13 protein-coding genes and 1 pseudogene are annotated in these 18020 nt (G+C 61.0%); all 14 read left to right on the top strand.

Annotated features, from left to right (window positions below; all coding sequences use genetic code 11):
- Positions 1-69 precede the first annotated feature (69 nt).
- The 14 genes and pseudogenes from AB4Z35_RS03845 (at position 70) to AB4Z35_RS03780 (ending at position 17965) form a co-directional block, all read left to right on the top strand.
- Positions 70-921 carry an ABC transporter permease gene (locus AB4Z35_RS03845; RefSeq protein ID WP_007989253.1) on the top strand — a complete coding sequence of 284 codons (852 nt, stop codon included), beginning with the start codon at positions 70-72 and terminating at the stop codon, positions 919-921.
- Positions 918-1748 (top strand): quaternary amine ABC transporter ATP-binding protein, encoded by an 831-nt coding sequence (locus AB4Z35_RS03840; protein ID WP_007989255.1) that lies wholly within the window; start codon positions 918-920, stop codon positions 1746-1748. Before AB4Z35_RS03845 ends, AB4Z35_RS03840 begins: the two co-directional genes overlap by 4 nt.
- Positions 1749-1915: 167 nt before the next feature.
- On the top strand, positions 1916-3439 hold the full coding sequence (hutH, locus tag AB4Z35_RS03835) for a histidine ammonia-lyase (RefSeq protein WP_442096080.1): 1524 nt from the start codon (positions 1916-1918) through the stop codon (positions 3437-3439).
- A gap of 118 nt (positions 3440-3557) precedes the next feature.
- Positions 3558-5090, top strand: coding sequence for a histidine ammonia-lyase (gene hutH, locus AB4Z35_RS03830; RefSeq protein WP_442096079.1), 1533 nt, complete (start codon positions 3558-3560; stop codon positions 5088-5090).
- Positions 5091-5199: 109 nt separating this feature from the next.
- Positions 5200-6606 carry an amino acid permease gene (locus tag AB4Z35_RS03825; protein ID WP_442096078.1) on the top strand — a complete coding sequence of 469 codons (1407 nt, stop codon included), beginning with the start codon at positions 5200-5202 and terminating at the stop codon, positions 6604-6606.
- A gap of 17 nt (positions 6607-6623) precedes the next feature.
- On the top strand, positions 6624-7829 hold the full coding sequence (hutI, locus tag AB4Z35_RS03820) for an imidazolonepropionase (RefSeq protein ID WP_442096077.1): 1206 nt from the start codon (positions 6624-6626) through the stop codon (positions 7827-7829).
- 10 nt (positions 7830-7839) lie between these two features.
- Positions 7840-8559: pseudogene (hutG, locus tag AB4Z35_RS03815) on the top strand (N-formylglutamate deformylase); the annotation flags it as partial.
- A gap of 194 nt (positions 8560-8753) precedes the next feature.
- Complete coding sequence (locus tag AB4Z35_RS03810) at positions 8754-9710, top strand: choline ABC transporter substrate-binding protein (RefSeq protein WP_008002961.1); 957 nt, start codon at positions 8754-8756, stop codon at positions 9708-9710.
- 146 nt (positions 9711-9856) lie between these two features.
- Positions 9857-10762 carry an alpha/beta hydrolase gene (locus AB4Z35_RS03805; RefSeq protein ID WP_442096076.1) on the top strand — a complete coding sequence of 302 codons (906 nt, stop codon included), beginning with the start codon at positions 9857-9859 and terminating at the stop codon, positions 10760-10762.
- Positions 10763-10866: 104 nt separating this feature from the next.
- Positions 10867-11838 carry a prolyl aminopeptidase gene (pip, locus tag AB4Z35_RS03800; RefSeq protein WP_108230780.1) on the top strand — a complete coding sequence of 324 codons (972 nt, stop codon included), beginning with the start codon at positions 10867-10869 and terminating at the stop codon, positions 11836-11838.
- Positions 11835-12272, top strand: a complete 438-nt coding sequence (gene dtd / locus AB4Z35_RS03795) for a D-aminoacyl-tRNA deacylase (RefSeq protein WP_442096075.1) — start codon at positions 11835-11837, stop codon at positions 12270-12272. Before pip ends, dtd begins: the two co-directional genes overlap by 4 nt.
- A gap of 321 nt (positions 12273-12593) precedes the next feature.
- Positions 12594-14408 (top strand): glucan biosynthesis protein G, encoded by a 1815-nt coding sequence (locus AB4Z35_RS03790; RefSeq protein ID WP_442096074.1) that lies wholly within the window; start codon positions 12594-12596, stop codon positions 14406-14408.
- On the top strand, positions 14401-16971 hold the full coding sequence (mdoH, locus tag AB4Z35_RS03785; RefSeq protein ID WP_442096073.1) for a glucans biosynthesis glucosyltransferase MdoH: 2571 nt from the start codon (positions 14401-14403) through the stop codon (positions 16969-16971). Before AB4Z35_RS03790 ends, mdoH begins: the two co-directional genes overlap by 8 nt.
- 196 nt (positions 16972-17167) lie before the next feature.
- Positions 17168-17965, top strand: a complete 798-nt coding sequence (locus tag AB4Z35_RS03780) for a transporter substrate-binding domain-containing protein (protein WP_204931013.1) — start codon at positions 17168-17170, stop codon at positions 17963-17965.
- Positions 17966-18020: the final 55 nt, after the last annotated feature.

The raw sequence follows: 18020 nt of genomic DNA, 5'->3' as shown, positions 1-18020 counted from the left end.
TTGAGCTTCTCCGACTGTCGACAACGGCAGTCGGATGCTTGATCGCAACCCCTTGATTGAGAGTCTCTTATGTTTCCCGAAAGCTTTACCTTTTCCATCGCCGACTGGGTCAACGGTTGGGTCGATTCGCTGGTCACCAACTACGGCGACGTGTTCCGGCACATCTCCGACACCCTGTTGTGGGCCATCGTCAATCTTGAAAGCCTGCTGCGCGCGGCGCCCTGGTGGCTGATGCTGGCGATCGTGGCAGGCGTGGCCTGGCACGCGACCCGTAAAGTCGTGACCACGGCGGTGATCGTCGGTCTGTTGTTCCTGGTGGGTGCGGTCGGCCTCTGGGACAAGCTGATGCAGACCCTGGCGCTGATGATGGTGGCGACGGTCATTTCTGTGTTGATCGGCGTGCCGCTGGGCATCCTCTCGGCGCGCAGCAATCGCCTGCGTTCGGTGCTGATGCCGTTGCTGGACATCATGCAGACCATGCCGAGCTTCGTGTACCTGATCCCGGTGCTGATGCTGTTTGGCCTGGGCAAGGTCCCGGCGATTTTCGCCACCGTGATCTACGCCGCGCCGCCGCTGATCCGCCTGACCGATCTGGGCATTCGCCAGGTCGACGGCGAAGTGATGGAAGCGATCAACGCCTTCGGTGCCAACCGCTGGCAGCAACTGTTCGGCGTGCAACTGCCGCTGGCCCTGCCGAGCATCATGGCAGGCATCAACCAGACCACCATGATGGCTCTGTCGATGGTAGTGATTGCATCGATGATCGGTGCCCGTGGCCTGGGTGAAGACGTACTGGTGGGGATTCAGACCCTCAACGTCGGACGCGGCCTTGAAGCCGGTCTGGCGATCGTGATTCTGGCTGTGGTGATCGACCGCATTACACAGGCGTACGGTCGTGCACGGCATGAGGTGAGCAAATGAACAACGCAACCGTGAGCAAGATCGAAGTCAAAAACGTCTTCAAGATTTTCGGCAACCGTGCTAAGGACGCGCTGGCCATGGTCGGCCAGGGCAAGACCAAGGATCAGGTGCTGGCCGAAACCGGCTGCGTGGTTGGCGTGAACGACCTGTCGCTGAGCATTGGTAGCGGTGAGATTTTCGTGATCATGGGCCTGTCCGGTTCCGGCAAGTCGACCCTGGTACGCCACTTCAACCGCCTGATCGATCCAACCAGCGGCGCGATCCTGGTGGATGGCGTGGACATCCTGCAATACGACATGGAAGCCCTGCGCGAATTTCGCCGGCGCAAGATCAGCATGGTGTTCCAGAGCTTCGGCCTGTTGCCGCACAAGAGCGTGCTGGACAACGTCGCCTACGGCTTGAAAATCCGTGGCGAAAGCAAAGCCATGTGTGCCGAGCGTGCGCTGCACTGGATCAACACCGTGGGCCTCAAGGGCTACGAAAACAAATACCCGCATCAGCTTTCCGGCGGCATGCGCCAGCGTGTGGGCCTGGCCCGCGCCTTGGCGGCGGACACCGACATCATCCTGATGGACGAAGCGTTCAGTGCCCTCGACCCGCTGATCCGTGCGGAGATGCAGGACCAGTTGCTGGAACTGCAAAAGACCCTGCACAAGACCATCGTCTTCATCACCCACGACCTCGACGAGGCCGTGCGCATCGGCAACCGCATCGCGATCCTCAAGGACGGCCGCCTGATCCAGGTCGGCACGCCGAAAGAGATTCTGCATTCGCCGGCAGATGAGTATGTCGACCGCTTTGTGCAGCGTCGGGCGGCGGTGGTCTGAGAAAGTTGTGGTAGCTGGGCCGGCCCCTTCGCGGGCAAGCCCGCTCCCACAAGGATTGGTGTCGAGCACCGGTTTTGATTACACCAGCAACCACTGTGGGAGCGGGCTTGCCCGCGAAGGCGTCAGTGAAGCTGTATCAATATTCAGGTTGTACGCAGAGGTTGAAGATGTCCCAGGCTGAAAAAATCGTTATCACCGAAGCGCAGGTCACTTGGCAGGATGTGGTCGCCGTAGCCCGTCATGGCGCACAGCTCGAGCTGTCGGCGCCGGTCTGGGCGCGCATCGAAAACGCTCAGGCCATCGTCCAGCGCATCGTTACCAGCGGCGAACGGGCCTACGGCATCAACACCGGCCTGGGCGCGCTGTGCAACGTCTCGCTGCAGGACGAACAACTCAGCCAGTTGTCGCGCAACACCTTGCTCAGCCACGCTTGCGGCGTCGGTGCACCGCTGACCGACGAGCAGACCCGCTCGATCATGTGCGCCGCGGTCGTCAACTACAGCCATGGCAAATCCGGCCTGCACCGTCAGGTCGTCGAAGCGCTGCTGGCACTGCTCAACCGTGGCATCACCCCACAAGTACCGTCCCAGGGTTCCGTGGGCTACCTGACCCACATGGCGCACATCGGCATCGCACTGTTGGGTGTCGGCAATGTCAGCTATCGCGGCCAGGTCGTTTCCGCGCAGCAAGCGCTGGCCGAAGAAGGCCTGCAACCGGTCAAGCTAGGGGCGAAAGATGGTTTGTGCCTAGTCAACGGTACGCCGTGCATGACCGGCCTGAGCTGCCTGGCGATTGCCGATGCCACGCACCTGCTGGAATGGGCCGACGTGATCGGTGCCATGAGCTTCGAAGCCCAACGCGGGCAGATCGACGCGTTCGATGCCGAGATCATTGCGCTCAAGCCGCACCCAGGCATGCAGCAGGTCGGGATCAACCTGCGGGCCTTGCTCGACGGCAGCGAAGTGATTGCCCAGAGCAAAGGCATTCGCACGCAAGACGCCCTGAGCATTCGCTCGATCCCGCAGGTGCACGGCGCCGCGCGCGATCAATTGGTACACGCGACCAAACAGATCGAAACCGAACTCAACGGCGCCACCGACAACCCGCTGGTGCTGGGCTCCGCCGACAATTACCGCGTGGTGTCCCAGGCCAATCCCCACGGCCAGTCCGTGGCAATGGCGGCGGACCTGCTGGCGATTGCCATGGCAGAAATCGGCTCCATAGCCGAGCGTCGTCTGGATCGCCTGATCAACCCGCACGTCAGCGGTCTGCCGGCGTTCCTGGTGGCCAACCCGGGGGTGAACTCCGGGATGATGATCGTCCAGTACGTCGCCGCTTCGCTGTGTGCAGAGAACCGTCAACTGGCGCAACCGGCGGTGCTGGATAACTACGTGACTTCGGGCCTGCAGGAAGATCACCTGAGCCTGGGTACCAACGCCGCACTGAAGCTGCATCGTGCGCTGGAAAACTGCACGCAGATCCTCGCCATCGAGTACCTGTTGGCGGCCCAGGCGTTTGAGTTCCTCAAGGAGCAACGCTTCGGTGCCGGCACCGATGTGGCGTGGCGTCTGCTGCGTGAACGTGTTCCTGCGTACGATCAGGACCGTTGGCTGGCGCCGGATATCGCTGCGGCAGCCAGTGTTCTGAAAGACCCTGCTTTGCTGCAAAACGCTTTACCGAACTTGAACTGATTTCCATACACAACCAGCGTGCCAAGGCGCCAGCCCCCTCAACAAGGGGGAAGCGACGGACAACGGATATCTCCGGAGCGTCTGGTAGTTAACAACAAACTCTCAAAAGGAGCATGAAATGACTGCGCTTAATTTGATTCCCGGCCAACTGAGCCTTGCCCAACTGCGTGATGTCTATCAGCAACCGGTTAAAGTCACCCTCGACAACAGCGCCTCGGCCCAGATCGAAGCCAGCGTTGCCTGCGTGGAGCAGATCCTCGCCGAGAACCGCACCGCTTACGGTATCAACACCGGTTTCGGCCTGCTGGCCTCGACCCGCATCGCCAGCGAAGACCTGGAAAACCTGCAGCGCTCGCTGGTGTTGTCCCACGCCGCGGGTGTCGGCCAGCCGATCAGCGATGAGCTGGTGCGTTTGATCATGGTGCTCAAGGTCAACAGCCTGAGCCGTGGTTTCTCCGGCATCCGCCGTGTGGTGATCGACGCGCTGATCGCCCTGATCAACGCCGAGGTTTACCCGCACATTCCACTGAAAGGCTCGGTTGGTGCTTCCGGTGACCTGGCGCCTCTGGCCCATATGTCGCTGGTGCTGCTGGGCGAAGGCAAGGCTCGCTATAAAGGCGAATGGATGGAAGCCACCGAAGCGCTGAAAGTCGCCGGTCTTGCCCCGCTGACCCTGGCGGCGAAAGAAGGCCTGGCGCTGCTCAACGGCACTCAGGTGTCCACCGCTTTTGCCCTGCGTGGCCTGTTCGAAGGCGAAGACCTGTTCGCCGGTGCTCTGGCCCTGGGCGGCCTGACCGTTGAAGCGGTACTGGGTTCGCGCTCGCCGTTCGACGCACGCATCCACGCTGCCCGTGGCCAGAAAGGCCAAATCGACGCCGCAGCCGCTTATCGCGATCTGCTGGGCGAGCGCAGCGAAGTCTCCGACTCCCACGAAAACTGCGAAAAGGTCCAGGATCCATACTCCCTGCGCTGCCAGCCGCAAGTCATGGGCGCCTGTCTGACCCAATTCCGTCAGGCCGCCGAAGTGCTGGCCGTCGAAGCCAACGCCGTATCGGACAACCCGCTGGTGTTCGCCGCTGAAGGCGACGTGATTTCCGGCGGCAACTTCCACGCCGAGCCTGTGGCCATGGCGGCCGACAACATGGCGCTGGCCATCGCTGAAATCGGTTCTCTGAGCGAACGCCGTATCTCGCTGATGATGGACAAGCACATGTCGCAACTGCCGCCATTCCTGGTGGCCAACGGTGGTGTGAACTCCGGCTTCATGATCGCCCAGGTGACCGCAGCGGCCTTGGCCAGCGAGAACAAGGCGTTGTCCCATCCACATTCGGTGGACAGCCTGCCGACTTCCGCTAACCAGGAAGACCACGTTTCCATGGCTCCGGCAGCGGGCAAGCGTCTGTGGGAAATGGCCGAGAACACCCGCGGGATTCTTGCCGTTGAATGGCTGGCGGCGGCTCAGGGCCTGGACCTGCGCGACGGCCTGAAAACCTCGCCAAAACTGGAAAAGGCCCGCGCCATCCTGCGTAACGAAGTGCCGTTCTATGAGAAGGACCGCTTCTTCGCGCCGGACATCAATGCGGCGTCTGAATTGTTGGCCTCGCGCTGCCTGAACGAGCTGGTGACGGCGAAGTTGCTGCCTAGCCTGTAATGGCCCCTTCGTGAGCGAGCTCGCTCCCACATTGGAATGCGTACTCCTGTGGGAGCGAGCTTGCTCGCGATTCGATTTAGCGTCGAATAACAATAATTAGGGACGAGAAATGCAACAGCCAGAAAAAGGTTTGAAACGCGGGCTTTCTGCCCGACATATTCGCTTCATGGCGCTGGGGTCGGCGATCGGCACCGGGCTGTTTTATGGATCTGCCTCGGCCATTCAAATGGCCGGGCCTGCGGTACTGCTCGCTTACCTGATCGGTGGCGCGGCGGTGTTCATGGTCATGCGCGCCCTCGGTGAGATGGCGGTGCACAACCCGGTGGCCGGCTCTTTCGGCCAGTACGCCAGCACCTACCTGGGGCCGATGGCGGGTTTCATCCTCGGTTGGACCTACGCATTCGAAATGGTCATCGTCGGCATGGCCGACGTCACCGCATTCGGTATCTACATGGGCTTCTGGTTTCCGGAGGTTTCCCGCTGGATCTGGGTGCTGGGTGTCGTTTCCATCGTTGGCGGCTTGAACCTGTGCAACGTCAAAGTCTTCGGTGAAATGGAGTTCTGGCTGTCGCTGCTCAAGGTCGCGGCCATCATCGCGATGATCCTGGGTGGTTTCGGCATCATGTGGTTCGGCATCAGCTCGGCTCCCGGCCAGGCGACCGACATCAGCAACCTCTGGACCCAGGGCGGTTTCATGCCCAATGGCATGGGCGGTCTGATCGCTTCGTTCGCGGTGGTGATGTTTGCGTTTGGCGGTATTGAAATCATCGGCGTAACGGCAGGTGAAGCCAAGGACCCGCAACACGTGCTGCCCCGGGCGATCAATGCCGTACCGTTGCGTATCCTGCTGTTTTACGTGCTGACGATGCTGGTGCTGATGTCGATCTTTCCATGGCAGCAGATCGGCAGCCAGGGCAGCCCGTTCGTGCAGATTTTCGACAAGCTTGGGATCAGCTCGGCGGCCACCATCCTCAATATCGTGGTGATCACGGCGGCGATTTCGGCGATCAATAGTGACATCTTCGGCGCTGGCCGCATGATGTTCGGTCTGGCCCAGCAAGGGCATGCACCCAAGGGCTTCGCCCGCCTGTCGCGCAATGGCGTGCCATGGATGACGGTGGTGGTGATGAGTGCCGCGCTGCTCTTGGGCGTGCTGCTGAACTACCTGATCCCGGAAAACGTGTTCCTGCTGATCGCGTCCATCGCGACCTTTGCCACGGTGTGGGTCTGGCTGATGATTCTGGTTACCCAAGTGGCCATGCGCCGCTCCATGAGCGCCGAGCAGGTTGCACAACTGAAATTCCCGGTACCGCTCTGGCCCTATGCTCCGGCGGCGGCGATCGCCTTCATGCTGTTCATTTTCGGCGTGCTGGGTTACTTCCCGGACACCCAGGCAGCGCTGATTGTCGGCGTGGTCTGGATCGTGTTGCTGGTGCTGGCTTACCTGACGTGGGTGAAACCGGCGGCGGGCCAGGCAGCCCTGGTGACGCAGGACCCTACTTTTTCTCATCGATAACCTAATGGAGGCCAAGGATGAAAACTCTCTGGCAACACTGTCACGTCGCAACCATGGCACAAGGTGTCTACTCGATCATCGAGGACGCGGCCATCGTGACGTCAGGAGCGCACATTGAGTGGATCGGCCCGCGTGGTGAGTTGCCGGCGGGCGAGTACCCGGCCGTCAATGATTTGAACGGGGCCTGGGTCACACCGGGCCTGATCGACTGTCACACCCATACGGTGTTTGGCGGTAACCGCAGCGGCGAATTCGAACAGCGCCTGCAAGGCGTCAGCTACGCGGAAATCGCAGCCAGCGGTGGTGGTATTGCCAGCACCGTGCGCGCCACCCGCGCGGCTAGCGAAGACGAGTTGTTCGCCAGTGCCGCCAGGCGCCTGAAAAGCCTGATGCGTGATGGCGTCACCAGCATCGAAATCAAGTCTGGCTACGGCCTGGACCTGGCCAACGAACGCAAGATGCTGCGTGTGGCCCGTCGCCTCGGCGCCGAACTGCCGGTCAGCGTGCGCAGCACCTGCCTGGCGGCTCATGCCCTGCCGCCGGAATACGTCGATCGCGCCGACGACTATATCGATCACATCTGCGCCGACATGCTCCCGGCCCTGGCCGCCGAAGGTCTGGTCGACGCGGTGGACGCGTTCTGCGAGTACCTGGCGTTCTCCCCGGCGCAGGTCGAGCGGGTGTTCATTACCGCCCAGGAACTGGGCTTGCCAGTGAAGCTGCACGCCGAGCAGTTGTCGTCGCTGCACGGCTCGAGCCTGGCGGCGCGTTATCACGCGTTGTCCGCCGATCACCTGGAGTTCATGACCGAGGAGGACGCCATCGCCATGGCCAAGTCCGGCACCGTTGCGGTGTTGCTGCCCGGCGCTTTCTATTTCCTGCGGGAAACCCAGTTGCCGCCGATGGATGCGCTGCGCAAACACGGCGTAAAGATTGCCATCGCCAGCGACCTCAACCCAGGCACCTCGCCCGCGTTGTCGTTGCGCCTGATGCTGAACATGGCTTGCACCTGTTTCCGCATGACTCCGGAAGAAGCGCTGGCGGGCGCGACGATTCACGCTGCCACCGCGCTGGGTATGGCCGCCACCCATGGTTCGCTGGAGGTCGGCAAGGTCGCGGATTTCGTCGCTTGGCAAATCGATCGTCCGGCCGACCTGTCGTACTGGCTGGGCGGCGACCTGGAAAAACGCGTCGTGCGCCACGGCGTCGAATCAAGTTTGTAGGAGATCTGTTGTGGATAAGGTACTGAACTTCAAACAAGGCCGCGTACCGCTGCTGATCAGCATGCCTCACGCCGGTGTGCGACTGACACCTGCGGTCGAGGCCGGGTTGATCCCACAGGCGAAAAGCCTGCCGGACACCGACTGGCACATCCCGCAGCTGTACGACTTCGCCGCCGAACTGGGTGCCAGCACCCTGGCCGCCGGGTATTCGCGATTCGTCATTGACCTTAACCGGCCATCCGACGATAAACCGTTGTACGTCGGTGCGACCACTGGCCTGTACCCGGCCACGCTGTTCGACGGCGTGCCGTTGTTCCGCGAAGGGCTGGAACCTTCGAAAGAAGAGCGCGCCACCTACCTTGAGCAGATCTGGACGCCGTACCACAGCACCCTGCAACAGGAACTGGCGCGATTGAAGGCCGAGTTCGGCTACGCGCTGCTGTTCGACGCGCACTCGATCCGCTCGCTGATCCCGCACCTGTTCGACGGCAAACTGCCGGACTTCAACCTCGGTACCTTCAACGGCGCCAGTTGCGATCCACAGTTGGCCAGTCAGCTGGAAGCCATCTGCGCACGTCACGAAAATTACACCCACGTGCTGAACGGACGCTTCAAGGGCGGCCACATCACCCGCCATTACGGCAATCCGGCGGAGAACATTCACGCGGTGCAACTGGAGCTGGGGCAGTGCACCTACATGGAAGAGTTCGAGCCGTTCCGTTATCGGGCGATCCACCGCCATCGCGAGCAAGCTCGCTCCCACAGGTATGTGTTTATCTTGAAAGCGCGTCGGGACAGTCGCCACCGTGCAAAACACGGTCGCCACAGGTCGCTTTCATCGCTCGTCTGCTGCGTAATGTTCTGGCCACGGTGCACAAAGACACCGGCCCGACAATAATCCGCTGCCGCACGAGAATGCTCTCTATGACAAGCCCCAAAGGTCTGTTCACCCGCTGTCTCTCAATCTTCTGCGGCACCGCTCTGTTGAGCGCCGGTGCCATGGCCGCGGACGACGCCTCCTGCAAAACCGTGCGCATGGGTGTGGTCAACTGGACCGACGTGATTGCCACCAGTGGCATGGCCGATGTGTTGCTCAACGGTCTCGGCTACGAAAGCAAGCAAACCAGCGCCGTGCAGCAAATCATCTTCGCCGGCATCCGCGACAAGCGCCTGGACATCTTCCTGGGTTACTGGAAACCGGCGATGGATAAAAACATCGCACCGTTCGTGGCTGCCAATCAGGTGAAGGTCATGGACAAACCGAGCCTGGCCGATGCCCAGGCCACCCTCGCGGTCCCTGACTACGTGGCAGCGGCCGGTCTGAAAACCTTCGCCGACATCGCCAGATTCAAGGATCAGCTCGGCGGCAAGATCTACGGCATCGAGCCGGGCAGCGGCGCCAACACCACCATCAAAACCATGATCGAGACCAATCACTTTGGCCTGAAGGACTTCAAACTGATCGAGTCCGGTGAGGCCGGCATGCTCGCCGCCGTACAGCGGGCAGTAAATCGCAAGGAATTCGTGGTGTTCGTTGGCTGGACCCCGCACCCGATGAACATCAACATGAAGATCGCCTACCTGACTGGCAGTGAAGATGTCTACGGTCCGAATGAAGGCGCTGCGACCGTCTCCAGCGTGACTGCCCCGGATTACGCCGAGCGCTGCCCGAACGTCAATCGACTGCTGGAGAACCTTACGTTCACCGCCGCCCAGGAAAGCCAGTTGATGGTGCCGATCATGGAGCGTCAAACCGCTCAGGATGTCGCGAAAAAATGGCTGCGTGACCATCCCGAAGACTTGCAGCGCTGGCTGGCGGGTGTCAGCAGTTTCGATGGCAAGGATGGCGTGGCAACAGTTCAGGCCAGCCTGAAGAACTGACACCAAACCTGTAGGAGCGAGCTTGCTCGCGAAGGCGGATTGGCAGTCGACATAGAGGTTGAATGTGCTGGCCTCTTCGCGAGCAAGCCCGCTCCCACAGGAACCTGGTCTTCCCATGCACCTCTGAAATGGCTGACACCCGGCTCATGGCTCCTTACCCGCTTTCCGAGCAGATGACGGCTTTCGTCGAGAAAACCGTCAGTTTCAACAGCACCGACAGCAGCATCACCGGGTTGCGCCAGGCCTACAGCGAGATGTGCCGGGCGTTTACTCCGGCACGCCCCGCCGGGATATATGTGGTCGATTTCGAGTTGGCCGGTGTTGCTGTTCGTTCCTATCAACCGCCGGCCAGTGGTGCGTCCTGCATCGTTTACCTGCATGGCGGTGGCTGGGTGGTGGGGGACCTGGATTCTCACGATTTCATCTGCGCCGAGTTGGCATCGACGCTAGGTGTACTGGTGATCGCCGTCGATTACCGCCGGGCACCGGAGCATCCGTTTCCCGCCGCGTTCGATGATTGCCTGAAGGTCTGGCGAGCACTGCGCAACGGGCCGTTTCAACTCGACCCGCAGCGTATGCTGGTGGTCGGCGACAGTGCCGGTGGCAACCTCGCGGCGGCGTTATGCCTGGCGCTGCGCGATGCCGGCGAACCGGTGCCGTGCGCGCAGGTTCTGATCTATCCCGGATTGGGCGGCGATCACCGGCTGCCGTCGCGCAGTGAGTGCATCGACGCGCCGTTGCTCAGCAGCAGTGACGTCGATTGCTATCACGCGCTTTACCTGCGCGGCACCCGCCAACCGAACGCCTACGCCATGCCATTGCTGGCCCGGGATTTCAGCGGACTGCCACCGGCATTGATCGCCGTGGCGCAATTCGACCCGTTGCGTGATGACGGCGTGTTGTATGCCGAGCGACTGAATGCGGCAGGCGTGGCTGCCACACTTTATGTCGGCGAGGGTTTGGTTCATGGCTGTTTGCGGGCCCGTGGGCAGGCGGTGGAGGTCGATGCGCTGTACGAAACCTTGTTTGGTTATCTGGCGGCAAGACTCTGACTCCGCATGGGCATGCTCATTGACGTAATTCGGGTTTATGATGCCGGACGGCAGAATAATAGAAGTCCCCCCAGGGATGACCTCGACCCCTTACGGAGCGCGCAATGCAGACTTTGTACCCGCAGATCAAACCCCACGCCCGGCACGATCTGGCCGTCGATGCGACCCACACCCTGTACGTCGACGAAAGCGGTTCACCGGAAGGTTTGCCGGTGGTGTTCATCCACGGCGGCCCCGGTGCCGGATGTGATGCCCAGAGTCGGTGCTTCTTCGATCCCAACCTGTATCGCATTGTCACTTTCGATCAGCGCGGTTGCGGTCGCTCCACCCCCCACGCCAGCCTGGAAAACAACACCACCTGGGATCTGGTCGCCGACCTTGAGCGGATTCGCCAGCACCTGGGCATCGACAAATGGGTACTGTTTGGCGGCTCCTGGGGTTCGACCCTGGCGCTGGCCTATGCGCAAACCCATCCTGAACGGGTACACGGCCTGATCCTGCGCGGGATCTTTCTCTGCCGTCCGCAGGAAATCGAATGGTTCTACCAGGCCGGCGCCAGCCGTCTGTTCCCCGATTACTGGCAGGACTACATCGCGCCGATCCCGCTGGACGAGCGCGACGACTTGCTCAGCGCGTTCCACAAGCGTCTGGTCGGCAACGACCAGATTGCCCAAATGCACGCGGCCAAGGCCTGGTCCACCTGGGAAGGCCGCACCGCGACCCTGCGTCCTAACCCGCTGGTAGTCGATCGTTTCTCCGAGCCACAACGTGCATTGTCGATTGCCCGCATCGAATGCCACTACTTCAGCAACCACGCCTTCCTGGAACCGAACCAGTTGATCCGCGACATGGGCAAGATCGCCCATTTGCCAGGCGTGATCATCCATGGTCGCTATGACGTGATCTGCCCGCTGGATAACGCCTGGGAACTGCACCAAGCCTGGCCGAACAGCGAGCTGCAGGTCATCCGCGATGCTGGTCATGCCGCTTCCGAACCGGGGATCACCGACGCGCTGGTACGCGCAGCCAATCTGATGGCCCGGCGTCTGCTCGACCTGCCGCCTGAAGAAGCATGAAGGGCCTGCTGCAACGCGTGCGCGGTGCGCGAGTCGAGATTGCGGACGAAGTCGTGGGTGCCGTCGACCAGGGATTGCTGGTCCTGGTCGCCGTCGAGCCCGACGACACGCGGGCCAGCGCCGACAAACTTCTTAATAAGCTGCTTAACTATCGGGTGTTCAGTGACGCTGAGGGCAAGATGAATCTGTCCTTGGCGGATGTGGGCGGCGGGCTGCTGCTGGTCTCTCAGTTCACCCTGGCTGCCGATACTAAAAACGGGCTGCGTCCGAGTTTTTCGACCGCGGCCCCTCCGGCGCTGGGCGAGGAGCTATTCGACTATCTATTAAGCAAAGCGAAACAGGTGCATGGCACTGTGGCATCAGGTAGATTCGGCGCGGATATGCAGGTGCATCTGGTCAATGATGGCCCGGTAACCTTCCTGTTACAGACCTGAAAGCGCTTGAAACAAGTTTTTAAGCTCATTTCGACTGAAAACAGGGATTTTTCGCGATAAATACTTTGTTACCCCTGATGCGTTGTAACGCGGCCTACTAGATAATCGCGCGCTACGGGGATCAGCGTTCGTTGGTCCATTTTGACTTAGGTAGAGACTTGTCCGGATCCGATTGGGGAATCATTTCGCCCCAGCGGAGTCGGAACAATGCTCGCCAACTTGGCAAGAGTGGTCTGCTAGGGCGGTTTTTTCATACCGCACACCGTGCAGGCCCTTTAACTGGCCGTTGGTTTTTTGATCTGTTTTCGGCGAGGGTTGCTCGTGATTGTTAGTCCCTGTAACGCACCAAAATTGTCCGCCAAACGGTTACGCAGCGCCCTGGTAGCGGGCTCTGCATTGCTCTGCCTGCTCAGCGCCGGCCAGCTTTGGGCATTCAGTCTGGATGATGTATCGGCCAAGGCAAAAGAGCTGGCCGCGCAGAAATACGAAGCGCCGCGCAGTAACCTGCCGAACGAGTTCCGCGACATGAAATTCGCGGACTATCAGAAAATTCGTTTTCTGACGGAAAAAGCCGAATGGGCCGATCAGAAGACGCCGTTCAAGCTGTCCTTCTATCACCAGGGCATGCATTTCGATACGCCGGTGAAAATCAACGAAATCACCGCGAACACCGTCGAAGAGATCAAATACGACCCAAGTCGTTTCGACTTCGGCGACATGAAATTCGATCCCAAGGCCACTGAACAACTGGGCTATGCCGGTTTCCGTGTGCTGTACCCGATCAACAAGGCCGACAAGCAAGACGAAATCATGACCATGCTCGGCGCGAGCTACTTCCGCGTCGTCGGCAAGGGTCACGTCTATGGTTTGTCCGCTCGCGGCATGGCGCTTGATACCGCATTGCCGTCCGGCGAAGAATTCCCGCGTTTCCGCGAGTTCTGGATTCAGCAGCCCAAGCCAGGCGACAAGCACCTGGTGATCTTCGCCCTGCTGGATTCTCCTCGTGCCACCGGCGCCTATCGCCTGACTCTGCGTCCGGGCAGTGACACCATCGTCGACGTCAAGGCGCAGATGTTCCTGCGTGACAAGGTCGGCAAACTGGGTATCGCCCCGTTGACCAGCATGTACCTGTTCGGCGCCAACCAGCCGTCGAAAGTACTGAACTACCGTCGCGAGCTGCACGACTCCAGCGGTCTGGCGATCCATGCCGGCAACGGCGAGTGGATCTGGCGTCCACTGAACAATCCGAAACACCTGGCCGTGAGCAACTTCAGCGTGGAAAACCCGCGCGGGTTCGGTCTTCTGCAACGTGGCCGCGACTTCAGCCACTATGAAGACCTCGACGACCGGTACGACAGGCGCCCAAGCGCCTGGATCGAGCCGAAGGGTGACTGGGGCAAGGGCACCGTCGATCTGGTCGAAATTCCGACCGCCGACGAAACCAACGACAATATAGTGGCGTTCTGGAACCCGGAAAAATTGCCGGAACCTGGCCAGCCGCTCGATGTCGCTTATCGTATGCACTGGACCATGGACGAATCGGCGATTCACGCGCCGGACAGCGCCTGGGTCAAACAGACCCTGCGTTCCACCGGTGACGTCAAACAGTCCAACCTGATTCGTCAGCCGGACGGCAGCGTTGCCTACCTGGTGGACTTCGAAGGCCCGTCCCTGGCGGCATTGCCGGCCGAAGCGGAGGTTCGCAGCCAGGTCAGCGTCGGCGACAACGCCGAGCTGGTGGAAAACAGCGTGCGCTACAACCCTGAAACCAAGGGCTGGCGCCTGACCCTGCGGATGAAGATCAAGGATCCGGGCAAGGCCACCGAGATGCGTGCCGCGCTGGTACAGAACATCGTGCCTGCGGATCTGGCCAAGACGTCGATTCCGTCGTCGAACTCGTCGGTTGCCAAGGCCGACAAGGTTGCCGCCAGGCAACAAGAGAAAGAGGACAAGGAAGCCAAGCAAGCGGAGGCCAAGCAGTCTGACGCGAAGCCTGTTGCAGATGCCAAGGACAAGGCCAATAAAGACGCCAAGCAGCCTGCCGCTGCCGACGCGGCCCCAGCCACACCGGAATCGGCCCCGACTGAAGAAGTCCTGACCGAGACCTGGAGCTATCAGTTGCCTGCCGATGAGTAACTTTCAAGTACGGCCAGAATCTCTTTCCGAGTATCTGGCACATCTGCCGATGACCGACGAGCAGCGCGCGGAACTCGCGGGCTGCCAGTCTTTCAGCGAATTGCATGAACGCCTGTCATCGTCGACGTTCGATGCCCCGACCGACGCCGCCCAGGCTTCGGTCGGCAAACGCCTGACCCTGAGCACCGCCGAAGAGCTGCAGGACGCGGAAATGCTGGCGCTCGACGCCAACGGCCGGGTCTGCCTCAAGGCGACTCCGCCTATTCGTCGGACCAAGGTCGTGCCGGAGCCGTGGCGCACCAACATTCTGGTGCGCGGCTGGCGTCGGATGACCGGCCGCACCAACCCGCCGAAGCCGCCGAAGGACGAACGGGTGTTGCCTGCTGCGCGCTGGCGCACGGTCGGTTCGATCCGTCGCTACATTCTGTTGCTGCTGATGCTCGGCCAGACCATCGTCGCCGGCTGGTACATGAAAGGCATCATGCCGTACCAGGGCTGGTCGTTCGTCGACCTCAACGAAGTGCTGCACCAGCCGCTGCTGCAAACCGCCACGCAGGTGCTGCCGTATGCGTTGCAGACCAGCATCCTGATCCTGTTCGGGATTCTGTTCTGCTGGGTATCGGCCGGTTTCTGGACCGCGCTGATGGGCTTCCTCGAGTTGCTCACCGGTCACGACAAGTACCGTATCTCCGGTAAAAGTGCCGGCAACGAGCCGATTCCAAAGGATGCGCGCACCGCCCTGGTGATGCCGATCTGCAACGAGGACGTGCCTCGGGTATTCGCCGGCCTGCGGGCGACCTTCGAGTCGGTTGCGGCCACGGGTGACCTGGACCGCTTCGACTTCTTCGTCCTCAGCGACAGTAACGACGCCGATATCTGTGTTGCCGAGCAACAGGCCTGGCTGGACGTCTGCCGCGAAGCCGGTGGCTTCGGCAAGATCTTCTATCGCCGCCGCCGTCGTCGCGTAAAACGTAAAAGCGGCAACCTCGACGACTTCTGCCGTCGTTGGGGCGGTGACTACAAGTACATGGTCGTACTCGATGCCGACTCCGTGATGAGCGGCGAGTGCCTGACCAGTCTGGTGCGCCTGATGGAAGCCACGCCGGACGCCGGGATCATCCAGACCGCGCCACGTGCGTCGGGCATGGACACCCTGTATGCGCGCATGCAGCAGTTCGCCACTCGCGTGTATGGCCCGCTGTTCACCGCCGGTCTGCACTTCTGGCAACTGGGCGAGTCGCACTACTGGGGCCACAACGCGATCATCCGCATGAAGCCGTTCATCGATCACTGCGCCCTGGCGCCGTTGCCTGGTAAAGGTGCGTTCTCTGGTGCGATCCTGTCCCACGACTTCGTTGAAGCCGCGCTGATGCGCCGTGCCGGCTGGGGCGTGTGGATTGCCTACGACTTGCCGGGCAGCTATGAAGAACTGCCACCAAACCTGCTGGATGAACTCAAGCGTGACCGTCGCTGGTGCCACGGTAACCTGATGAACTTCCGCCTGTTCCTGGTCAAGGGCATGCACCCGGTGCACCGCGCGGTGTTCCTGACCGGCGTGATGTCTTACCTGTCGGCGCCGTTGTGGTTCTTCTTCCTGGTGCTGTCGACCGCGCTGCTGGCGGTCAACACGCTGATGGAGCCGCAGTACTTCCTGGAACCGCGCCAGCTCTATCCGCTGTGGCCGCAATGGCACCCGGACAAGGCGATTGCGTTGTTCTCGACCACCATCGTGCTGCTGTTCCTGCCGAAACTGTTGAGCATCATCCTGATCTGGGCCAAGGGTGCGAAAGAGTTCGGCGGCAAATTCAAGGTGACCCTGTCGATGCTGCTGGAGATGCTGTTCTCCATGCTGCTGGCGCCGGTGCGGATGATTTTCCACACCCGTTTCGTCCTCGCCGCGTTCCTCGGCTGGGCCGCGACCTGGAACTCGCCACAGCGTGACGACGACTCCACGCCGTGGAGCGAAGCGGTCAAGCGCCACGGTCCGCAAACCCTGCTGGGCTTCTTCTGGGCCATGCTGGTGATCTGGCTGAACCCGAGCTTCCTGTGGTGGCTGGTGCCGATCGTCGGTTCGTTGATGCTGTCGATCCCGGTATCGGTGATCTCCAGCCGTGTCGGCCTGGGCCTCAAGTCCCGTGACGAGAGCCTGTTCCTGATCCCCGAGGAATACAATCCGCCGCAGGCGTTGCTGGCCACCGACCAGTACACCCACGAAAACCGCTGGCACGCGCTGAACGACGGCTTCGTCCGTTCGGTGGTCGATCCACAGCAGAACGCTCTGGCGTGCTCGCTGGCGACCTCGCGTCACCGTGAGGCCGAGCCGATTGAATGGCTGCGGGTCGAGCGGGTACGCCATGCAATGAAAGTCGGTCCTGAAGGGCTGACCAACAACGAGCGTGTGCAATTGCTCAGTGACCCGGTGGCCCTGGCCCGCCTGCATGAGCAGGTCTGGAACGAAAGTCATGCCGAGTGGCTGGGCGCGTGGCGCAAGTCGGTCAATGCCGACCCCCATGCACCGCTGCTGCCGCTCAAGCCGCTGAGCGTCCAGCCTCAGTTGGCCTGATGAAGAAACGCCCCGCTATCCAGCGGGGCTTTTTTTTGCCTGATCGTTCCCAAACCCTTGTGCAAACGGGCGAGTAGTTTAGGATCCGTTCCCGAATTGGTGTGCCCGGATAATTTTTGTCCGTATTGGTGCGTTTCCTCCCGGGGAACCGCCATTTTTGCGCGCCTCACAACGCAATGGTTTTGGGGACTTGAAGATGAAGAAGTATCTGTCGATGCTGCTGGTCGGCGTCACGGCACTGGTTGCAGTCAACGCGGCGCAGGCCGGTGCCATCGATGACGCGGTCAAGCGCGGCACGTTGAAAGTCGGCATGGACCCGACCTACATGCCGTTCGAAATGACCAACAAGCGCGGCGAGATCATTGGCTTCGAAGTCGACATTCTCAAAGCCATGTCCAAGGCCATGGGCGTCAAGCTGGAACTGGTGTCCACCGGCTACGACGGCATCATCCCGGCCCTGCTGACCGACAAGTTCGACATGATCGGCAGCGGCATGACCCTGACCCAGGAACGCAACCTGCGCCTGAACTTCAGCGAACCGTTCATCGTGGTCGGCCAGACGCTGCTGATCCGCAAGGAGCTGGAAGGCACCATCCAGTCCTATAAAGACCTGAACACGGCCGACTACCGCATCACCTCCAAGCTCGGCACCACCGGCGAAATGGTCGCCAAAAAGCTCATCTCCAAAGCCAAGTACCACGGTTACGACAACGAGCAGGAAGCGGTGCTCGACGTGGTCAACGGCAAGGCTGACGCCTTCATCTACGACGCGCCGTACAACGTCGTGGCGGTGAACAAGGTCGGCAACGGCAAACTGGTGTTCCTCGACAAGCCGTTCACCTACGAGCCGTTGGCCTTCGGTTTGAAGAAGGGTGATTACGACAGCATCAACTTCATCAACAACTTCCTGCACCAGATCCACGAAGACGGCACCTACGATCGCATCCATGACAAGTGGTTCAAGAGCAGCGAGTGGCTCAAGGACATGGAGTAACACTCGGTCAAATAGACCGCGTCGCTGCAATCGCGAGCAAGCTCGCTCCCACAGT

Origin of the sequence: Pseudomonas sp. KB_15, assembly GCF_052114525.1 — a bacterium.
Taxonomy (GTDB): Bacteria; Pseudomonadota; Gammaproteobacteria; order Pseudomonadales; family Pseudomonadaceae; genus Aquipseudomonas.
The sequence above is the reverse complement of the archived record's forward strand: the minus strand, read 5'-3'. Positions and strand labels throughout refer to the sequence as shown.